This is a genomic window from Draconibacterium halophilum (assembly GCF_010448835.1).
GTDB lineage: Bacteria > Bacteroidota > Bacteroidia > Bacteroidales > Prolixibacteraceae > Draconibacterium > Draconibacterium halophilum.
This window is the reverse complement of record NZ_CP048409.1, coordinates 1,541,286-1,558,158: the sequence shown is the minus strand read 5'-3', so window position 1 is coordinate 1,558,158 and position 16,873 is coordinate 1,541,286. Positions and strand designations below refer to the sequence as shown.

Genomic DNA, 16,873 nt, shown 5'->3' with positions numbered 1-16,873 from the left:
AACTACGCTATGCTATTTCCTGAAACAAGATTAAGAAGATTAAGATACAATTCGGTTTTACGCGACATGGTAACCGAAACAAAACTGTCGGTTGATGATCTGGTGATGCCACTTTTTGTTTGCGCAGGAACCAACGTTCGCAACCCAATCAGCTCAATGCCGGGCAACTTTCAATTGTCGGTGGAAAACCTGGTAATGGAGTGTAAGAATGTAGCCGAATCAGGAGTGAAGGCAGTTCTTTTGTTTGGGATTCCGGCCGAAAAAGACGAAGACGGAACTGTTGCCTGTCAGCACAATGGCATTGTACAGCAAGCCATTCGTGCTATAAAAGCAGAGCTTCCCGATTTGTATATTATTGCCGATGTGTGTAACTGCGAGTATACCACACACGGACATTGCGGAACCATAATTGATGGCGATGTGGATAACGACACCACCCTTGAAACGCTGGCGGCACAATCAGTTTCGCTGGCAGAAGCCGGTGCCGATATGATCGCTCCGAGCGATATGATGGACGGACGTGTTGGACGAATCCGTGAAGCATTGGACGAAAATAAATTCGAGAAAATTCCGATTATGGCGTATTCAGCAAAATACGCATCAGGATTTTACGGGCCATTCCGTGAAGCTGCCGAAAGTGCACCAAAATTTGGCAACCGTGCCACTTACCAAATGAACCCGGCTAATTCAGACGAAGCCATGCGTGAGGTAGAACTCGACATTGCTGAAGGTGCCGACATTGTAATGGTAAAACCGGCACTTTCATTTCTCGATATTGTATACCGCGTAAAAACAGAATTCAAAATGCCAACAGCAGCCTACAATGTTAGCGGCGAATTTTCGATGCTAAAAGCCGCTGCAGAGAAAGACTGGATTGATGGCGCACGGGTAATGATGGAAATTCTCACCTCGATAAAAAGAGCCGGTGCCGATATTATTATTACATATTCAGCTGTTGATGCAGCCAAAATTTTAAACGGAATTAAAGGATAGAACATGCAGTTTTCAAAAAGTATAGAAGCATTCAAACAAGCGCAGCTAAGTATTCCGGGAGGTGTTAATTCTCCGGTACGTGCATTTAAAAGTGTCAATCTAAATCCTGTTTTTATCGACAGCGCCAAAGGATCACAAATTGTCGATATCGACGGTAATCAGTATACTGATTTTGTATCGTCGTGGGGACCACTAATCTTTGGTCATGCGCATCCAGAAATTGTGTCGGCCATTAACGAAGCCGCACAAAAAGGAACCAGCTACGGTGCTCCAACTTTGTACGAAACCGAAATGGCAGAGCTGATCGTTAAAATGGTGCCATCAATAGAAAAAGTGCGCATGGTTAACTCCGGAACCGAAGCAACAATGAGTGCGGCACGACTGGCACGCGGCTACACCGGTCGGGATAAAATTGTAAAGTTCGCAGGAAATTTCCACGGGCACGGCGACAGTTTTCTGATTAAAGCAGGATCGGGTGCTATTACGCTGGGATTACCTGACAGTCCGGGCGTAACGAAAGGAAATGCAAAGGATACTTTATTGGCAGATTATAACGATCTGGCTTCCGTAGAAAAACTTTTTAAAGAAAATGGCGAAAATATTGCCGCAATAATTGTTGAACCGGTTGCCGGAAATATGGGTGTTGTTCTTCCTGAAAAAGGATTTTTGGAAGGCCTGCGTGAAATCGCCACTAAAAATGGTGCATTGCTAATTTTTGACGAGGTAATCACCGGCTTCCGCTTGGCAAAAGGCGGTGCACAGGAATACTTCAATGTAATGCCCGATATTACCACGCTGGGGAAAATTATTGGTGGTGGATTGCCCGTTGGCGCTTATGGCGGCAAAAAAGAAATTATGGATCGGCTGGCTCCGGAAGGACCAGTTTACCAGGCAGGAACACTGTCGGGAAATCCATTGGCAATGGCTGCCGGAAGCACGATGCTGAAAATGATTATGAACACTTCGGGTTTTTACCAGGAATTGGAAAGAAAAGCGAAAAAGCTGGAAGAAGGTATTCGAAACAATATAAAAGAAACCAGAATTAGCGCAGTTATAAATCGTGTGGGATCGATGATGACCTTGTTTTTCACCGACGAAGAAAAAGTAAGCTCATTTGATGAATCGATGAGTTCTGATACTGCTCGTTATGCCGAGTATTTTAAACTCTCGCTGGAAAGTGGAATTTACATTGCACCGTCGCAATTTGAGTGTTTGTTTGTTTCGTATGCACATTCAGATGAAGACATCGATAAGATTATTGCAGCCAATTTAAACGCTTTAAAACGATTAGCTTAACATCAGGAAAATGGAAAAAGGAATTTTTATAAAAACACTGGAAGGGCAAAAAACGGAAAGGCCTCCGGTTTGGTTTATGCGTCAGGCTGGAAGAGTTTTGCCGTCGTACCTTGAAATGCGAAAACAGTACAGTTTTAAAGAACTGATGCGCGATCCGGAACTGGCGGCCAAAGTTACACTGCTTCCGGTACACGAATTGGGCGTGGATGCAGCCATTCTTTTTTCCGACATCCTTGTTATTCCCGAGGCAATGGGAATGGATCTGACATTCACGGATTCGGGGCCACGATTTGCTAAGGCACTGAAAGATCTGGATGATCCGATGACACTCATCAACCCCGATGCGACAAAATTGGGTTACATCTATGATGTTATCGATAAAATTCAGGAAACCAAACCAGCGGATTTTCCTTTGATCGGTTTCTGCGGAGCTCCGTTTACCACACTTTGTTACATGGTTCAGGGATTAGGTACCAACCACACCTTTCCCGATGCGGTTTCGCTTCTTTATAAAAACAAAAATCGGGCAAAACAACTGTTAGGTGCCATTACCGAGTTATCGATTGAGTATGCGCTGAACCAGGTAAAACATGGCGTTGCAGCTTTTCAGATTTTTGAAACACACGCCGGACTTATTCCTGCTGATTTGTACATGGAACTCATTATGCCGTTTGTTCGAAAAATATCAGCGGCAGTGATGAAAACTGGGACTCCAACCATTTTCTTACCGAAAGGTTTGGGAACCGGATTAAAACAGTTACAACCCGACGATGCCAATTTTATTAGTGTCGACTGGCAAGTACCTATTAAAGAAGCACGCGAAATGATCCCGCATAACATGGGCGTTCAGGGAAATCTTGATCCGCGTATTTTGTTTGCTGATCAGAAAGTAATTGAAGCAAAATTGCAGGAATATCTTAAGTTTGGTGCCAAATATAACAAATGGATTTTTAATGTAGGTCATGGATTTGTTCCCGGCATTCCGGTTGAAAATGCTAAATTCGTTGTCGACTGGATTAAAAATGCAAACTGGAATAGATAAACAACAAGCAACAAATTAAGGAATGACGAATCTGAACGCTATAATCACATCCGACGTAGTAAAAATTATACACGATATTGTAAGTGTATCATTTTTACTGCTTGCGGCAACGCTGATTTATCGTTCGGTTCGTGGAATAAAAAACCACCTTCCCTACGCCAAAACCGACAAGTATGTTGCCATTGCTTTTATTGTGGCTTTGTACCTGCAACTTATCTTGGGGCTGATCATGTTTACCAACCTGGGGGCGGGTTTCGATTTTCAGTACATTCCCGACGAAAGCAATAATTTGGTAGCAAAAAGATTGTGGCCCGTGGAACACATTGTTCTAATGTTGTTCGCTCTTTTTATTGCCAACCTCGGATTAATCTCTTCATTTCTTTCGGCAAAAAGTCAGAGTCGTTTCAAGAAGGTTCTTATCTATTATTCTATAGCGGTTGTTCTTATTGCTATTTCGTTGTTATCGATTTACGCTTAATAACATTCTGGATCAGCTTGAAAAGCACAGAGTATAACACTTTCCGTTGAGAGTCAAAAGAATATGCTAAATCTCCTGCCGGAAGCCTTCATTTTTGCCTTAATGCAAAAACGAAGCAAAAAGATCAAGGCTGCTTTTGATCTTTACCCTACGTTTCATAAAACCCAAATTCGGACGGGTGATCTCCTCGCCTACTCGGAGCTTCCCGCTCTCACTAGGATTTTATTTCAACTCCAGGCAAATACCAAAAGAGGCCGTTCCACTCATGAAACATCTGTATTAAACAGGTGCGGGCTCGTCAAAAATCCGTCAGTCGGGATAATCCGCCACATTGAAAAAACACAAAGGTTACTTTTTGACAAGATTTTTGGTTCCTTTTCATCGAACGGAAAAGGAACTGCCCGTCTGGCATGAAGACAAAAGCAACCAGAATAATCTTACCATGATTTTTTGGGGGCACTGCAATACAGCAAGGAAAATCATATTGCTAAATCAACATTCCATTCGCAGATAAATCAAAGCCGGAGTTTTTACCGGAGTTTCACTATTCAAAGCAACCATTTCTTCCAATGTTCCTTTAACCTTTTGCGCATCCCATCTACCCGAACGCGAAACAATCGTAGCCTGAATACACTCCCTGTGAACCGTGTCCAGTGCTTCATATATTTCCTCAAGCACTTTGGTTCCCATATAAATTACGGCAGTCCCGCGGTTTTCAAGAATACTTACCAGTTGTTTTACGCTCAACAGTTTTCCGGCAACATCGCGCCCCGAAAGCAGGTGCAGCGAGTTGCTTCCTCGCCGGTCGGTTAACGGAATACCAAATTCGGCTGATGCTGCATTAAACGCCGAAATCCCAGGTACCAATTCAAAAGAAATATTCTTTTCCTCCAGAAACGAAGTTTCTTCGGCTCCCCGGCTAAAGATCATCGGATCGCCCGATTTTACACGAACCACGACTTTCCCCTGCTTGGCATACTTTTCAATTTTTTGGTGAATCGAGTTTTGCCGTTCCGTAACGTCTACCCCGTCCCCAGCACGTTTACCCACAAAAATAAGTTCTGCATTTTCAGGAAAAAGCGCGCGAACATCGCGCGAAATCAACGCATCGTATAAAATCACATCTGCCTCTTTAATACAATTATGCGCTTTTACGGTGAGCAAATCTGCCGGTCCGGGGCCTGCACCTACAATATATACTTTACCCAACTGTTCCATCCCTAAATTCTGTAGGTCCACTCTTCCACTTCTTTTAAATAGTCCATTGGACTCTGATATGCAAACTTATAATCCAATGCATGAATGAGTTTATCGCTGTTAATCACCTTATAATCTCCTTTTTCTTTTGAAAATTCCGGGACAGGCAATTCGCTAATTTTTGCAGCTTTGGCATAAAACTCATTTCGGCCGGGATGCTCCGGGCTTGCCGCATTAAACACCTCGCCCCAAATATCCTTTTCAATGATTTGAGTGACAATATTTATACAGTCGTCGCGATGGATAAGATTTACAGGAGCATCTTGAACTGGCTTATTGCGGCCTTGTACAAAACGTGCCGGATTGCGGTCGTAACCGATCAAACCCCCAAAACGAATTACCGTTGTTTGAAATGCCGGGTTTTCCAGCAGCAGTTTTTCCGCTTTCAGCAAAGCCCTGCCACTGGCTTTCTCCGGCGTTCCTTCATCGCCTTCTTTCACTTCTGTATTTTTCGACTGGTAAACTGAAGTTGAAGAAATGAAAATCACTTTTTTAATGCTCAGCTCTTCGACTTTGGTAATCACCTGCTCAATTTTTTGTGGAAATGAGTCCTCCACACAATCGGTTCGCGTTGGCGGAATGCTGATAATAAGCACATCGGTATTGAAAAAACTATTGTAATCTACGGTCAGCGATTTCGGTTTGGCTTTCACATAAAATGCACTAATTCCACTCACCTCAAGTCGGTTGTAACTTTGCGTTGAAGCTACCGAGCCTTTAACTTTCCAACCTTTTCGGAGAAATGACCGTCCCAATGCCGTTCCTAACCATCCGCAACCTAATATCGATACTGTTCTTCTCATGTTCTCTTGCTTTTTAAGTTTTAATTTCTGCCTTGCCCGACATTTCCGGACGAATACTAATAACATCACTCTATCTCTGATATCTCGTCATGCTGAACTTGTTTCAGCATCTTCACCTTTTAGATTCCGAAATAAATTCGGAATGACGGAAAGAAAAGCTCCAGAGATCCAATATCAATCAAATTAGTGTTTAAAATCCTTGCCTTCTTTAATTTCCTCCACATAGTTTTTGCGGATGACAAAGTCGCCAAAATGCTCACCATCCTTTCGATTTGCTGCAAAATCAGCAATTATCAGACGCAGCTCGTTCAGTATCTCTTCCTCGTTTATGGTTTGCTTGTAAAGCGTGTTCAACCGCGATCCGTTAAAACTTCCACCAAGGTATAAGTTGTAGTAGCCCGGCGACTTCCCGATCAGGCCAATTTCGGCCAGGTACGGACGTCCGCAACCATTTGGGCAGCCAGTCATTCTAATTACAATTTCTTCTTTGCCGAGCTCGTGTTCATTCAGAATAGTTTCAATTTTAGATACTAAATCGGGCAGGTAACGCTCGGCCTCAGCAAAAGCCAGCGGACAAGTTGGTAAAGCCACACAAGCGATAGAATTTTTTCGTAAACCTGAAATATCTTCCGGAGATACACCATAGGTATTTAGCAAAGCGTCAACCTGGTTCTTCGCTTTTGTACTTACTCCCGAGATGATCAGGTTCTGATTTCCGGTAAGAATAATGTCGCCGTCGATTACTTGTGAAATTTCACGCAGCGCTGTTTTTAATTTGTACTCACCGCGGTCGAGTACGCGGCCACCTTCAACAAAATAAGTAAGGTGCCATTTTTTGTCGCTGCCTTTTATCCAGCCAAAATCATCGCCGTTCCGGTCTAAAGAATACGGTCTTTCGGGCTCTAGTTCAGATCCTAAATATTTGGTTAACTCGGCAGTAAATTCCTCCACTCCTATTCGGTCGATGGTGTATTTCAAACGGGCTTGTTTTCGGTCTTTGCGGTTACCGTTATCGCGTTGTACCGCAACTACTTTTTCTGCTACATCAATGATCTGATCGGGTGTACAAAAACCAATTACAGTTCCGGTTCTCGGATAAGTTTCGGGTTTCCCAAAAGTGGTTCCCAAACCACCGCCAACAGCAATATTATAGCCAACAATTTTTCCGTCTTCAATAATGGCAATAAAGCCCAAATCCTGCGAAAAAACATCGCAATCGTTATGCGGAGGAATTACAATTCCAATTTTAAATTTACGAGGCAGATAACGATTACCATACAAGGGCTCCACTTCCTCTTTACTATCGGCCACCAGTTTTTTATCCAGCCATATTTCGTGATACGCATTGGTTTTTGGCAAAAGGTGTTCGCTTATTTTCTTGGCCGTTTCAATCACTTCAGCATGAAACGACGACTGCGCCGGGTTGGCATGGCTCATCACATTACGGTTTACGTCGCCACAAGCCGCGATGGTATCCATCAGGCTATCATTCATTCCTTTTATGGTCGCTTTCAAATTCCGTTTCAGAACGCCATGCAACTGAAAGGTTTGCCGTGTAGTCAACTTTAAAGTACCGTTGGCATATTTCTCCGATAACTCATCCATCTTCAGCCATTGCTCCGGTGTAAATTTTCCACCAGGCATACGCAAACGGATAAGAAAAGAATAAGCAGGTTCGAGCTTCTGACTTTTTCGTTCCTTGTCAATATCGCGATCCGACTGCTGATAGATGCCATGAAATTTTGAAATTTGTGTATCGCCATCCGAGATTGCCCCGGTAATCGGATCAGACAGACTCTCAGGCAAAGTTCCGCGTAGGAAGTTACTTTCGTATTTGAGCTTTTCAACTTCTGAAAGCTCTTGCCAGTTAATATTTTCACTCATTATTTTTGGGTTATAGTTTCGGGAACGACTACATGAAGGTAAATGCAGTCGTTCTCTTAATTTTATTTATCCCGATGAACTTCGTTATCGGGATAAGTTCGACTATCAACTTTTAATGCGATTCTCTTTTAAAAGATGAGTATCATTAATAAACATCGGTCTGGAAACGTTTTTCACGCTTCAAATTTTTCACATATTTTTCGGCTTGTTTTTCACTAACACCACCCTGGGTTTGAATAATATCAAGTAAAGCCTTGTTTACGTCTTTGGCCATGTATTTCATATCGCCACACAGATAAAGATGAGCTCCGTTCTCCAGCCAATCAAACACCTCCCTTTGCTGCTCTTTAAGCTTGTGCTGCACGTATACTTTTTCTTCCTGGTCGCGACTAAAAGCTACATCTATTTTGGTTAGAGTTTCGTTCTTCTTTAATTTTTGCCACTCGGTTTGGTAAAGGAAATCGGAATTAAAACGACGGTCGCCAAAAAACAACCACGACTCGCCTTTAATGCCCAAACTTTCGCGATGTTGCATAAATGCACGATATGGAGCTACGCCGGTTCCGGCGCCAACCATGATTATTTTAGATCCGTTGGCCGGCAATTTAAACGACGGATTTTTGTCGATGTAAACCGGAATCTGCCCGTCAATCTCAATGCTATCGGCCAGGTGCGACGAACATGCTCCGTTTCGTTTGCGGTTTTTACGTTCGTAACGTACAACAGAAACTGTTACATGAACCTCTTCTCCTACACTTTCCATACTCGAAGAAATAGAATACAATCGGGCCGGAATCGGGCGGAGCACCTCAACCAGTTTATGTGCGTTCCATTCGTAGGGGTAATCTTCCAACAGATCGAGTACATCATGTCCATACAAGTATTCATCGAGCGCCGCATCGTCGGCAAGTAATTTTGCCAGCTCAGCATTTTCTGTTTTTTCCTGGTATTTATTCAGCAGATCAAAAGTCAGCATTGTAATTTCAAGATGATGCGACAAAGCTTCTTTTATACTCATTTCATCCTCACCAACATCAACTTTCTGTTCCGGATCAAAACCAGTGAATGCCAGAATATCCTCAACCAAAGGCTTCGGATTTTTAGTGAAAATTCCCAGCGAATCGCCCGGCTCATATTCAAGCCCCGATCCTTCCAGCGAAAGTTCTACATGGTACACTTCCTTGTCTGAATCGTTTCCGGTAATCCTAACTTTTTCCAAAACCGTTGCCATGTATGGATTTGATTTCGAGAACTCCTCTCCGAAACCTCCTTCCGAAACTGCAGCCGGAGCATTGCCATTAACAGGCTCCGGTGTTTCGGCCGGTGAAAGATTCAGCAAAAAGTTGTTCATCCACGTTTCTGATGGTTGTTCGTAATCCACATCGCATTTTACGGCTGCTGTAATACGGTAACCTCCCCGGCTCTTAAGTGCCTCATCAATCTCTTCGCCTGTTTTACAAAAGTGCTTGTACGTTTTGTCGCCCAGCGCCAACACCGAATAGTTTACACCATCGAGCTGTGGCGCGCGTTTCCCGGTTACGTATTTGTAAAAATCTTCGGCCATATCCGGCGGATCTCCTTCTCCATGCGTACTGACAATTATGGCTACATTTTCTTCATCATGCAGTTTTTTGTAATTGTAATCGTACAAACTTAAAACCTGGGCATCAATTCCTTTAAACGAAGCCTTTTCTCCTAATTTTTCGGCCAAACCTTGTGAATGTCCGGTTTCGGTACCAAACAATATGGTAAGCTTAATTGTACTTTGAGGTGCCGGAGCAGCAGCTGCTGTACTTTCGGCAAGCGGAACTTTAACACCGCCAAGGGCTGCCAGTCGCCCTTCAAAATAACCATTCAGCCATATGGTCTGTTCTTTATTCAAGCCTTCAACCAACTGGCCTAAAGCACTTAACTGTGCATCATTTAATGGATTTGTTTTTAAACTCATTTCTGATTTTTAATTACGAGACTGAATTGAAATAATCCCAATCAATCTTCAATGTGCAACTTATCTTTTATTAAATTTCTTATTCTTATCGATTCATAAACATTCTCGCCATTGGAGCTTACCGCCACCGAAATATTTCCATGCCGGTAGATAGCAGGTGAAACAAATTGACAGCGATCTGGTTTATCATGAATATTAACTAATACCTTTTCCTCGCGGCAGTCTTTTTCTATTTGCCGGTCGAGCTCTTCGTTATTGGAACAGGAATAAAGCATTAAATAGTCTTTTAAATATTTCTTATGGTAGGGTGCTTCCGTGTATTTCACGTCGCTGTTTTTTATTTCATCGCACACTTTAATGGCCAGTATTTCAACTTCGGCATTGTGGCGTTGCAAAATCTTAAGTTTACTGTAAGCACTTTGTCCGCCGCCAACGATCAGTATTTTCTGGTTGGCAATATCAATTGCAATCGGTAAAAAATTCTTAACTGCCATAATCATTAAATTTCGTATTCAATAGGTGTATCTTTAACCCGTCCGAAGTTGATTTTGTTCCAGGCACGCTCGTGAAAAAAGTACAAGGCCATTTTCGTAAAGAGCTCAACTCCACCAATAGTAATTGCAAAATTTATATCGCCCACTACAATCCATGAGATTAAAATGGTATCAATCGTTCCAATTGTTCGCCACGAAAGCGTTTTTACAATACTCCTGCGTTTTTTTTCACCTGTTTTCCTGTTTGCTCTTCTTTTTGTCATAATCCTCGTCCTCTTAATAGCACTGCATCATCAATCGGTTTTTGTTATTTCATAAAAAAAGCCCTTCTGCAAATACAGAAGAGCCTTTCTAATCGAGTTAATATTTTCAATTCACGGTCAGTTCTTCTGCATAACAATACCTACGCAACACATACACATCATACATGTCATTTTAAGCATTGTTATTGAAGAAAAACCTGTTGTCATATCTATAAACCTATTGTTTGTGACTTTAATCACATAACCACAAATCTAAATGAAATATTCAGACTAAAAAGACTTTTTTATGGTTTTTTTTAATCGTTCTAAATAAATTAACAAACAGGAAAGAATTTGAACAGGCCAAAACAGGGCTTCTGTTTTTTAATTGACATAAACGTTATGCTATTCTGATAATTTGCCGAAGCCCCTTATTTATAATCTTTTCAGACAATAACAATTATTAACAAAAGTGCCTTAAAAAGCTGTACGAATGCAAATTAACTTTCGGCGAAAATAAGGGTCGGATAATATATCTTTTCATGCTTATTTCTACCTCTTGATTGTTAATAAATTATTACTATTTTTGATGACCTCGCTTCAAAAAGATGAAGAAAACGAGTATAAATAAATCAATAAAACTTATATACTATGAAAGTTTATAAAACCGATGAAGTTCGGAACATTGCGTTAGTAGGGAATGCGGGCAGTGGGAAAACCACCCTTGCAGAAGCTATGCTGCTCGAGGGTGGAGTAATTAACCGTAAGGGTGATGTTGGTACAAAAAATACGGTATCAGACTACAACCCCATTGAGCAGGATTATGGCAATTCTGTTTTTTCAACGCTGATGCACACTGAATACAACGGGAAGAAAATAAATATAATGGACACCCCTGGGATGGACGATCTTTGTGGAGGTGTTGTTTCGTCGCTAAGCGTTACCGCACTTGGTGTACTTACTGTTAATGCTACAAACGGAATTGAGGCCGGCACCGAAGCTGCGGCACGCCATGCTAAAAAAGCAAATACTCCACTTATTGTGGTTTTCAATCAACTCGATCACGATAATTCGAATTACGACAGCACACTTGAACAATGTAAAACTGCCTTTGGTAATAAAACAACCATTGTTCAGTACCCGGTTGATGCAGGTCCAAACTTTTCGGCCATTATTGATGTACTTAAAATGAAAATGTACACCTACAAAGATGAAAGTGGCAAACCTGAAATCAGTGATATTCCTGAAGCCGAACTTGAAAAGGCCGAAGAACTGCACAACGAATTAGTTGAAAAAGCAGCAGAAAACGAGGAAGCTTTAATGGAGCTTTACTTCGACAAAGGAACACTTACCGAAGATGAAATGCGCAAAGGGATTAAGCTTGGCATGCTTGATTTAACACTATACCCTGTATTTTGTACAACTGCGAAGAAAAGTATTGGTGTTGGCCGCCTGATGGAGTTTATTACCAACATTGCTCCGGCACCAAAAGAAAAGAAAATGACTAAAATTATTTCTGGTAAAGAAGTAAAAATGGATGCTTCGGAAGCACCAAGCGTTTTTGTTTTTAAAACTGCCGTTGAGCCACACGTTGGCGAGATCACTTATTTTAAAGTAATGTCGGGAGTTGTGAAAGAAGGACTGGACCTCATCAACTCGAAAACCGGCAATAAAGAACGTTTATCGCAGGTATTTGTGCCCGATGGCAAAAGCCGCGAGAAAGTAGACGAACTGCATGCCGGCGACTTGGGTTGCACCGTTAAGCTAAAAGAAACACGGTTTAACCAAACATTGGCAGCAAAAGAACTCGGAACCGAATTTGCACCAATTGTATTTCCAACGCCACGTCATACTGTGGCAGCAAAAGCTGTTGCCGACGCTGACGATGAAAAGGTTGGCGAAGTATTAAGCAAAATTAAATACGAAGATCCTACCTACGTAATTGAATACTCGAAAGAACTAAAACAACAACTGATACATGCCCAGGGGGAATACCACCTCAATGTATTAAAATGGTACTTCGATAACGTACATAAAGTTGATGTGGAATACCAAAGACCCAGAATTCCATATCGCGAAACCATTACCAAACCCGCTCAGGCCGATTACCGCCACAAAAAACAATCGGGGGTGCCGGTCAGTTTGGCGAAGTACACATGATTATTGAGCCTTATACTGAAGGTGCCGAGCCTAAAAAAATGTTCAAATTTGGCGATAAGGAACAAAAAATTTCAGTACGCGCTGTTGAAGAGCACGAGTTAGAATGGGGCGGCAAGCTTATTTTTGTAAACAGTATTGTTGGTGGATCAATCGATGCACGTTTTTTACCGGCTATTCTGAAAGGAATTATGGAAAAAATAGAACAAGGCCCACTTACCGGTTCGTATGCCCGCGATATTATCGTTTATGTTTACGACGGGAAAATGCACCCGGTTGACTCGAACGAAATTTCATTTAAACTTGCCGGACGTAATGCATTTAGCCAGGCCTTTAAAAATGCCGGGCCTAAAATTCTTGAGCCTATTCTCGACCTTAATGTTTGGGTGCCATCGGATCGCATGGGTGATGCAATGAGTGACCTGCAGGGACGTCGTGCCATGATTATGGGTATGGGCTCGGAACAAGGCATGGAAAAGATTACTGCCAAAGTGCCACAAAAAGAGATGTACAAATACACCACGTCGCTGAGTTCGATTACCGGTGGTAGAGGTGTATTCAGCATAAGTTTCGACGGATACGAAAAAGTACCTGCTGATGTACAGGAAGAACTGCTTAAAGCGTACGAAGAAGAGCAGGACGAAGAATAGACCATTTTCTAATCCATTTTACTATAACTAATAAATCCCGGTTCGTTTTTAACGGATCGGGATTTTGTTTTTTATAATTTACTAAACTAAACCACCATGCATTGAGAATATATAGGTTTAAAACTCGTATGAAATGAGAGCAAAACAATAAAGGTTGGGCCGGAATACCGGCCTACCCCCAACACTATATATTTCCAGTATTAAAATTCTAAATAAAGAATTCTTCCGACTCACAACTTCCCAAACATGTCCTGTTTTATAAAAGCAGACATCTTTTTTTTGTCTTTACCGACATTCCCCCATAACTTTAGATTAATAAAAACAAAAAGGTAGAATCGTGAGCAAATTTTCGCTCTGGATAATTACAATTAACTCTATCAAAACAGATACATAATTTATATTTTATTGCCATTATATCCTAAAAAAACAAAACTCGGCCATTTAATCAAACACCTTTCTGAAATAAAAAACCCAAAATAATTGCTATGAAAAATCAACTTTTACTCCTCTTTCTGATTATTAGCTACTTAACTAATGCCCAAACCGTAAATGTTACCTTCCAGGTTGACATGAAAAATGAATCATTCAGTGCAGACAGCGTGATGATGATTGCAAGCTGGAATGAATGGACACCGATGATGATGACTGCAAACGGGGACAAGTTTTCGATTTCTGCGACTCTTACAATTGGAACCGAGCACCAGTATAAATTTATTAATGGATTAAACGACTGGGAAACAGTAACTGATGCTTCGTGTACAGCTCCGGGTAACGACAACCGGCTGCTTATTGTTCCGGAAACCGACACCACGCTGCCACTGGTTTGTTATGGCGAGTGCAACACCTGCATCAGCTGGTATGCTCCGCAAGTTAGCATTCGTGCCATTCAGGGCGAAGGAGATATTACTCCATATCTCGATCAGGACATAAAAACCGAGGGATTATTACGGCTATTAATCAAGACGGTGTTTACATTCAGGACACTACTGATATAAGAAGTGGCATTTGGGTGTACGAACCGGATTTGATTAACCATTACAGCGTAGGCAATGCAGTACATTTTATTGCAGTAGCCGAAGAATATAACGGAAGGACAAGTTTAAACCAGGTACAGTTCCATCAGTTTACCGAAACCCCCTATTGGGTAGATCCAATAAATATTGATGCCTGGCAAATGAATGAAGATTACGAAGGTGTTTTAGTGCAACTGAACGATGTTGAAGTTGCTGACATTGATCAGTATGGTCAATACATTATTGTTGATCCTTACCTGGATACAACATTTATCGACTTCTCGTTTTTTGAGCCGACACTTGAAATTGGTCAGCGTTATAATATTGCAGGAGTAGTTCATTACCGTTTTGATTCTTTCAGGCTTTGTCCGCGTAGTGATAGCGACATTGAGAAAGTAACATCTGTTGTTACCTTCCAGGTTGACATGAAAAATGAATCATTCAGTGCAGACAGCGTGATGATGATTGCAAGCTGGAATGAATGGACACCGATGATGATGACTGCAAACGGGGACGAGTTTTCGATTTCTGCGACTCTTACAATTAGAACCGAGCACCAGTATAAATTTATTAATGGATTAAACGACTGGGAAACAGTAACTGATGCTTCGTGTACAGCTCCGGGTAACGACAACCGGCTGCTTATTGTTCCGGAAACCGACACCACGCTGCCACTGGTTTGTTATGGAGAGTGCAGTACTTGCATTAGTTGGTATGCTCCGCAAGTTAGCATTCGTGCCATTCAGGGCGAAGGAGATATTACTCCATATCTCGATCAGGACATAAAAACCGAGGGGTTATTACGGCTATTAACGAGTTTGGAGCTTACATTCAGGACACATCCGACATCCGCTCCGGATTGTGGGTGTACAGTCCCGGACTTAACAATCAGTATTCACGTGGTCAGAACATTCATTTGATTGCAACTGCCACCGAACATAACGGGCTTACCGAGCTGGATAATGTTCAGTTTTCTCAAAATGCAGAAACTGCTTACACCGCAACTCCCTTAAACCTTCAGATTTCAGACATTGGAGAAGATTATGAGGGAGTGATGGCAAAACTCTCCAACGTGGAAGTGATAAATACCACCAATTACAACGAGTATATTGTTCAAAACGAAGGAGGCGATACCCTTGTAATCTCAAACTACTTCTTCTCCCCAGAACTTGAAATAGGATCATTCTACAATATTACCGGAGTGGTGGATTACAGGTTTAATTCTTTTATGCTCGCTCCTCGCGACAACGACGATCTGCAAAACCTTACCAATCCAACTGTTGATGTCACCTTCAGTGTTGACATGAAAAACGAAACAGTTTCAAACGACAGTGTGTTTATCCGCGGCGACTGGACCGACTGGCAGGAACCAGTTTTGCTTTCTGCAAACGGAACCGTTTACGAAACAACCATCACGCTGCACGTTGGCGAAACCTACCAGTACAAATTCCTTAACGGTGTTGAAAACTGGGAAAACATTCCCGATACCATGTGCACTGCCCCGGGAAACGATAACCGCATTATTACAGTGAGCGACTCAACTACCGTTTTACCGCTGGTTTGTTATGGAGAGTGCAGTACCTGCATCAGTTGGTATGCTCCGCAAGTAAGTATTCGTGCCATTCAGGGCGAAGGAGATATTACTCCATATCTCGATCAGGACATAAAAACCGAGGGGGTTATTACGGCTATTAACGAGCTTGGAGCCTACATCCAGGATACATCCGACATCCGCTCCGGATTGTGGGTGTACAGTCCCGGACTTAACAATCAGTATTCACGTGGTCAGAACATTCATTTGATTGCAACTGCCACCGAACATAACGGGCTTACCGAGCTGGATAATGTTCAGTTTTCTCAAAATGCAGAAACTGCTTACACCGCAACTCCCTTAAACCTTCAGATTTCAGACATTGGAGAAGATTATGAGGGAGTGATGGCAAAACTCTCCAACGTGGAAGTGATAAATACCACCAATTACAACGAGTATATTGTTCAAAACGAAGGAGGCGATACCCTTGTAATCTCAAACTACTTCTTCTCCCCAGAACTTGAAATAGGATCATTCTACAATATTACCGGAGTGGTGGATTACAGGTTTAATTCTTTTATGCTCGCTCCTCGCGACAACGACGATCTGCAAAACCTTACCAATCCAACTGTTGATGTCACCTTCAGTGTTGACATGAAAAACGAAACAGTTTCAAACGACAGTGTGTTTATCCGCGGCGACTGGACCGACTGGCAGGAACCAGTTTTGCTTTCTGCAAACGGAACCGTTTACGAAACAACCATCACGCTGCACGTTGGCGAAACCTACCAGTACAAATTCCTTAACGGTGTTGAAAACTGGGAAAACATTCCCGATACCATGTGCACTGCCCCGGGAAACGATAACCGCATTATTACAGTGAGCGACTCAACTACCGTTTTACCGCTGGTTTGTTATGGAGAGTGCAGTACCTGCATCAGTTGGTATGCTCCGCAAGTAAGTATTCGTGCCATTCAGGGCGAAGGAGATATTACTCCATATCTCGATCAGGACATAAAAACCGAGGGGTTATTACGGCTATTAGCCAGGATGGTATTTACATTCAGGACACCGCTGATATAAGA

General features: G+C 42.2%; 15 protein-coding genes. 9 read left to right on the top strand and 6 right to left on the bottom strand.

Translation table 11 applies throughout. The annotated features are described in order from the left end of the window. Positions 1 to 9 precede the first annotated feature (9 nt). The 4 genes from hemB to G0Q07_RS06210 are packed head-to-tail and all read left to right on the top strand — an operon-like array spanning position 10 to position 3,809. Positions 10 to 993 (top strand): porphobilinogen synthase, encoded by a 984-nt coding sequence (gene hemB / locus G0Q07_RS06225; RefSeq protein WP_163345273.1) that lies wholly within the window; start codon positions 10 to 12, stop codon positions 991 to 993. A 3-nt stretch (positions 994 to 996) separates the two neighbouring features. Then, positions 997 to 2,289: a glutamate-1-semialdehyde 2,1-aminomutase gene (hemL, locus tag G0Q07_RS06220; RefSeq protein ID WP_163345272.1), complete on the top strand. Its 1,293-nt coding sequence runs from the start codon at positions 997 to 999 to the stop codon at positions 2,287 to 2,289. A gap of 10 nt (positions 2,290 to 2,299) precedes the next feature. Next, complete coding sequence (hemE, locus tag G0Q07_RS06215; protein WP_163345271.1) at positions 2,300 to 3,331, top strand: uroporphyrinogen decarboxylase; 1,032 nt, start codon at positions 2,300 to 2,302, stop codon at positions 3,329 to 3,331. Positions 3,332 to 3,353: 22 nt separating this feature from the next. Beyond that, positions 3,354 to 3,809 carry a hypothetical protein gene (locus tag G0Q07_RS06210; protein WP_163345270.1) on the top strand — a complete coding sequence of 152 codons (456 nt, stop codon included), beginning with the start codon at positions 3,354 to 3,356 and terminating at the stop codon, positions 3,807 to 3,809. 492 nt (positions 3,810 to 4,301) lie between these two features. Here the strand turns inward: G0Q07_RS06210 and cobA are convergent, their stop codons facing one another. The 6 genes from cobA to G0Q07_RS06180 all read right to left on the bottom strand — a co-directional run bounded on the left by cobA (position 4,302) and on the right by G0Q07_RS06180 (position 10,458). After that, positions 4,302 to 5,048 (bottom strand): uroporphyrinogen-III C-methyltransferase, encoded by a 747-nt coding sequence (gene cobA / locus G0Q07_RS06205; RefSeq protein ID WP_163345269.1) that lies wholly within the window; start codon positions 5,046 to 5,048, stop codon positions 4,302 to 4,304. Next, a complete protein-coding gene (locus G0Q07_RS06200) occupies positions 5,030 to 5,869 on the bottom strand; it encodes a Rossmann-fold NAD(P)-binding domain-containing protein (protein WP_163345268.1) in 840 nt (279 codons plus the stop codon). Before G0Q07_RS06200 ends, cobA begins: the two co-directional genes overlap by 19 nt. Positions 5,870 to 6,052: 183 nt before the next feature. Continuing rightward, the gene (cysI, locus tag G0Q07_RS06195; RefSeq protein ID WP_163345267.1) at positions 6,053 to 7,753 is read right to left on the bottom strand and encodes an assimilatory sulfite reductase (NADPH) hemoprotein subunit; all 1,701 of its coding nucleotides are present in this window, start codon (positions 7,751 to 7,753) and stop codon (positions 6,053 to 6,055) included. 145 nt (positions 7,754 to 7,898) lie between these two features. Continuing rightward, positions 7,899 to 9,701, bottom strand: coding sequence for an assimilatory sulfite reductase (NADPH) flavoprotein subunit (locus G0Q07_RS06190; protein ID WP_163345266.1), 1,803 nt, complete (start codon positions 9,699 to 9,701; stop codon positions 7,899 to 7,901). 41 nt (positions 9,702 to 9,742) lie between these two features. After that, positions 9,743 to 10,195 (bottom strand): precorrin-2 dehydrogenase/sirohydrochlorin ferrochelatase family protein, encoded by a 453-nt coding sequence (locus G0Q07_RS06185; RefSeq protein WP_163345265.1) that lies wholly within the window; start codon positions 10,193 to 10,195, stop codon positions 9,743 to 9,745. Positions 10,196 to 10,200: 5 nt separating this feature from the next. Beyond that, entirely contained in the window at positions 10,201 to 10,458 is a 258-nt protein-coding gene (locus G0Q07_RS06180) for a DUF2061 domain-containing protein (RefSeq protein ID WP_163345264.1), read from the bottom strand. A 630-nt stretch (positions 10,459 to 11,088) separates the two neighbouring features. Here G0Q07_RS06180 and G0Q07_RS06175 point away from each other — a divergent pair. The 5 genes from G0Q07_RS06175 (at position 11,089) to G0Q07_RS06160 (ending at position 16,871) form a co-directional block, all read left to right on the top strand. Next, positions 11,089 to 12,597 carry a GTP-binding protein gene (locus G0Q07_RS06175; RefSeq protein WP_246222998.1) on the top strand — a complete coding sequence of 503 codons (1,509 nt, stop codon included), beginning with the start codon at positions 11,089 to 11,091 and terminating at the stop codon, positions 12,595 to 12,597. 38 nt (positions 12,598 to 12,635) lie between these two features. Beyond that, on the top strand, positions 12,636 to 13,244 hold the full coding sequence (locus tag G0Q07_RS20650) for a translation factor GTPase family protein (RefSeq protein WP_246222997.1): 609 nt from the start codon (positions 12,636 to 12,638) through the stop codon (positions 13,242 to 13,244). A 485-nt stretch (positions 13,245 to 13,729) separates the two neighbouring features. Further along, entirely contained in the window at positions 13,730 to 14,239 is a 510-nt protein-coding gene (locus tag G0Q07_RS06170; RefSeq protein WP_163345263.1) for a hypothetical protein, read from the top strand. Between the two features lie 14 nt (positions 14,240 to 14,253). After that, positions 14,254 to 15,177 (top strand): hypothetical protein, encoded by a 924-nt coding sequence (locus G0Q07_RS06165; protein ID WP_163345262.1) that lies wholly within the window; start codon positions 14,254 to 14,256, stop codon positions 15,175 to 15,177. Further along, positions 15,123 to 16,871, top strand: coding sequence for a hypothetical protein (locus tag G0Q07_RS06160; RefSeq protein ID WP_246223025.1), 1,749 nt, complete (start codon positions 15,123 to 15,125; stop codon positions 16,869 to 16,871). The genes G0Q07_RS06165 and G0Q07_RS06160 overlap by 55 nt, the downstream gene beginning before the upstream one ends. Positions 16,872 to 16,873: the final 2 nt, after the last annotated feature.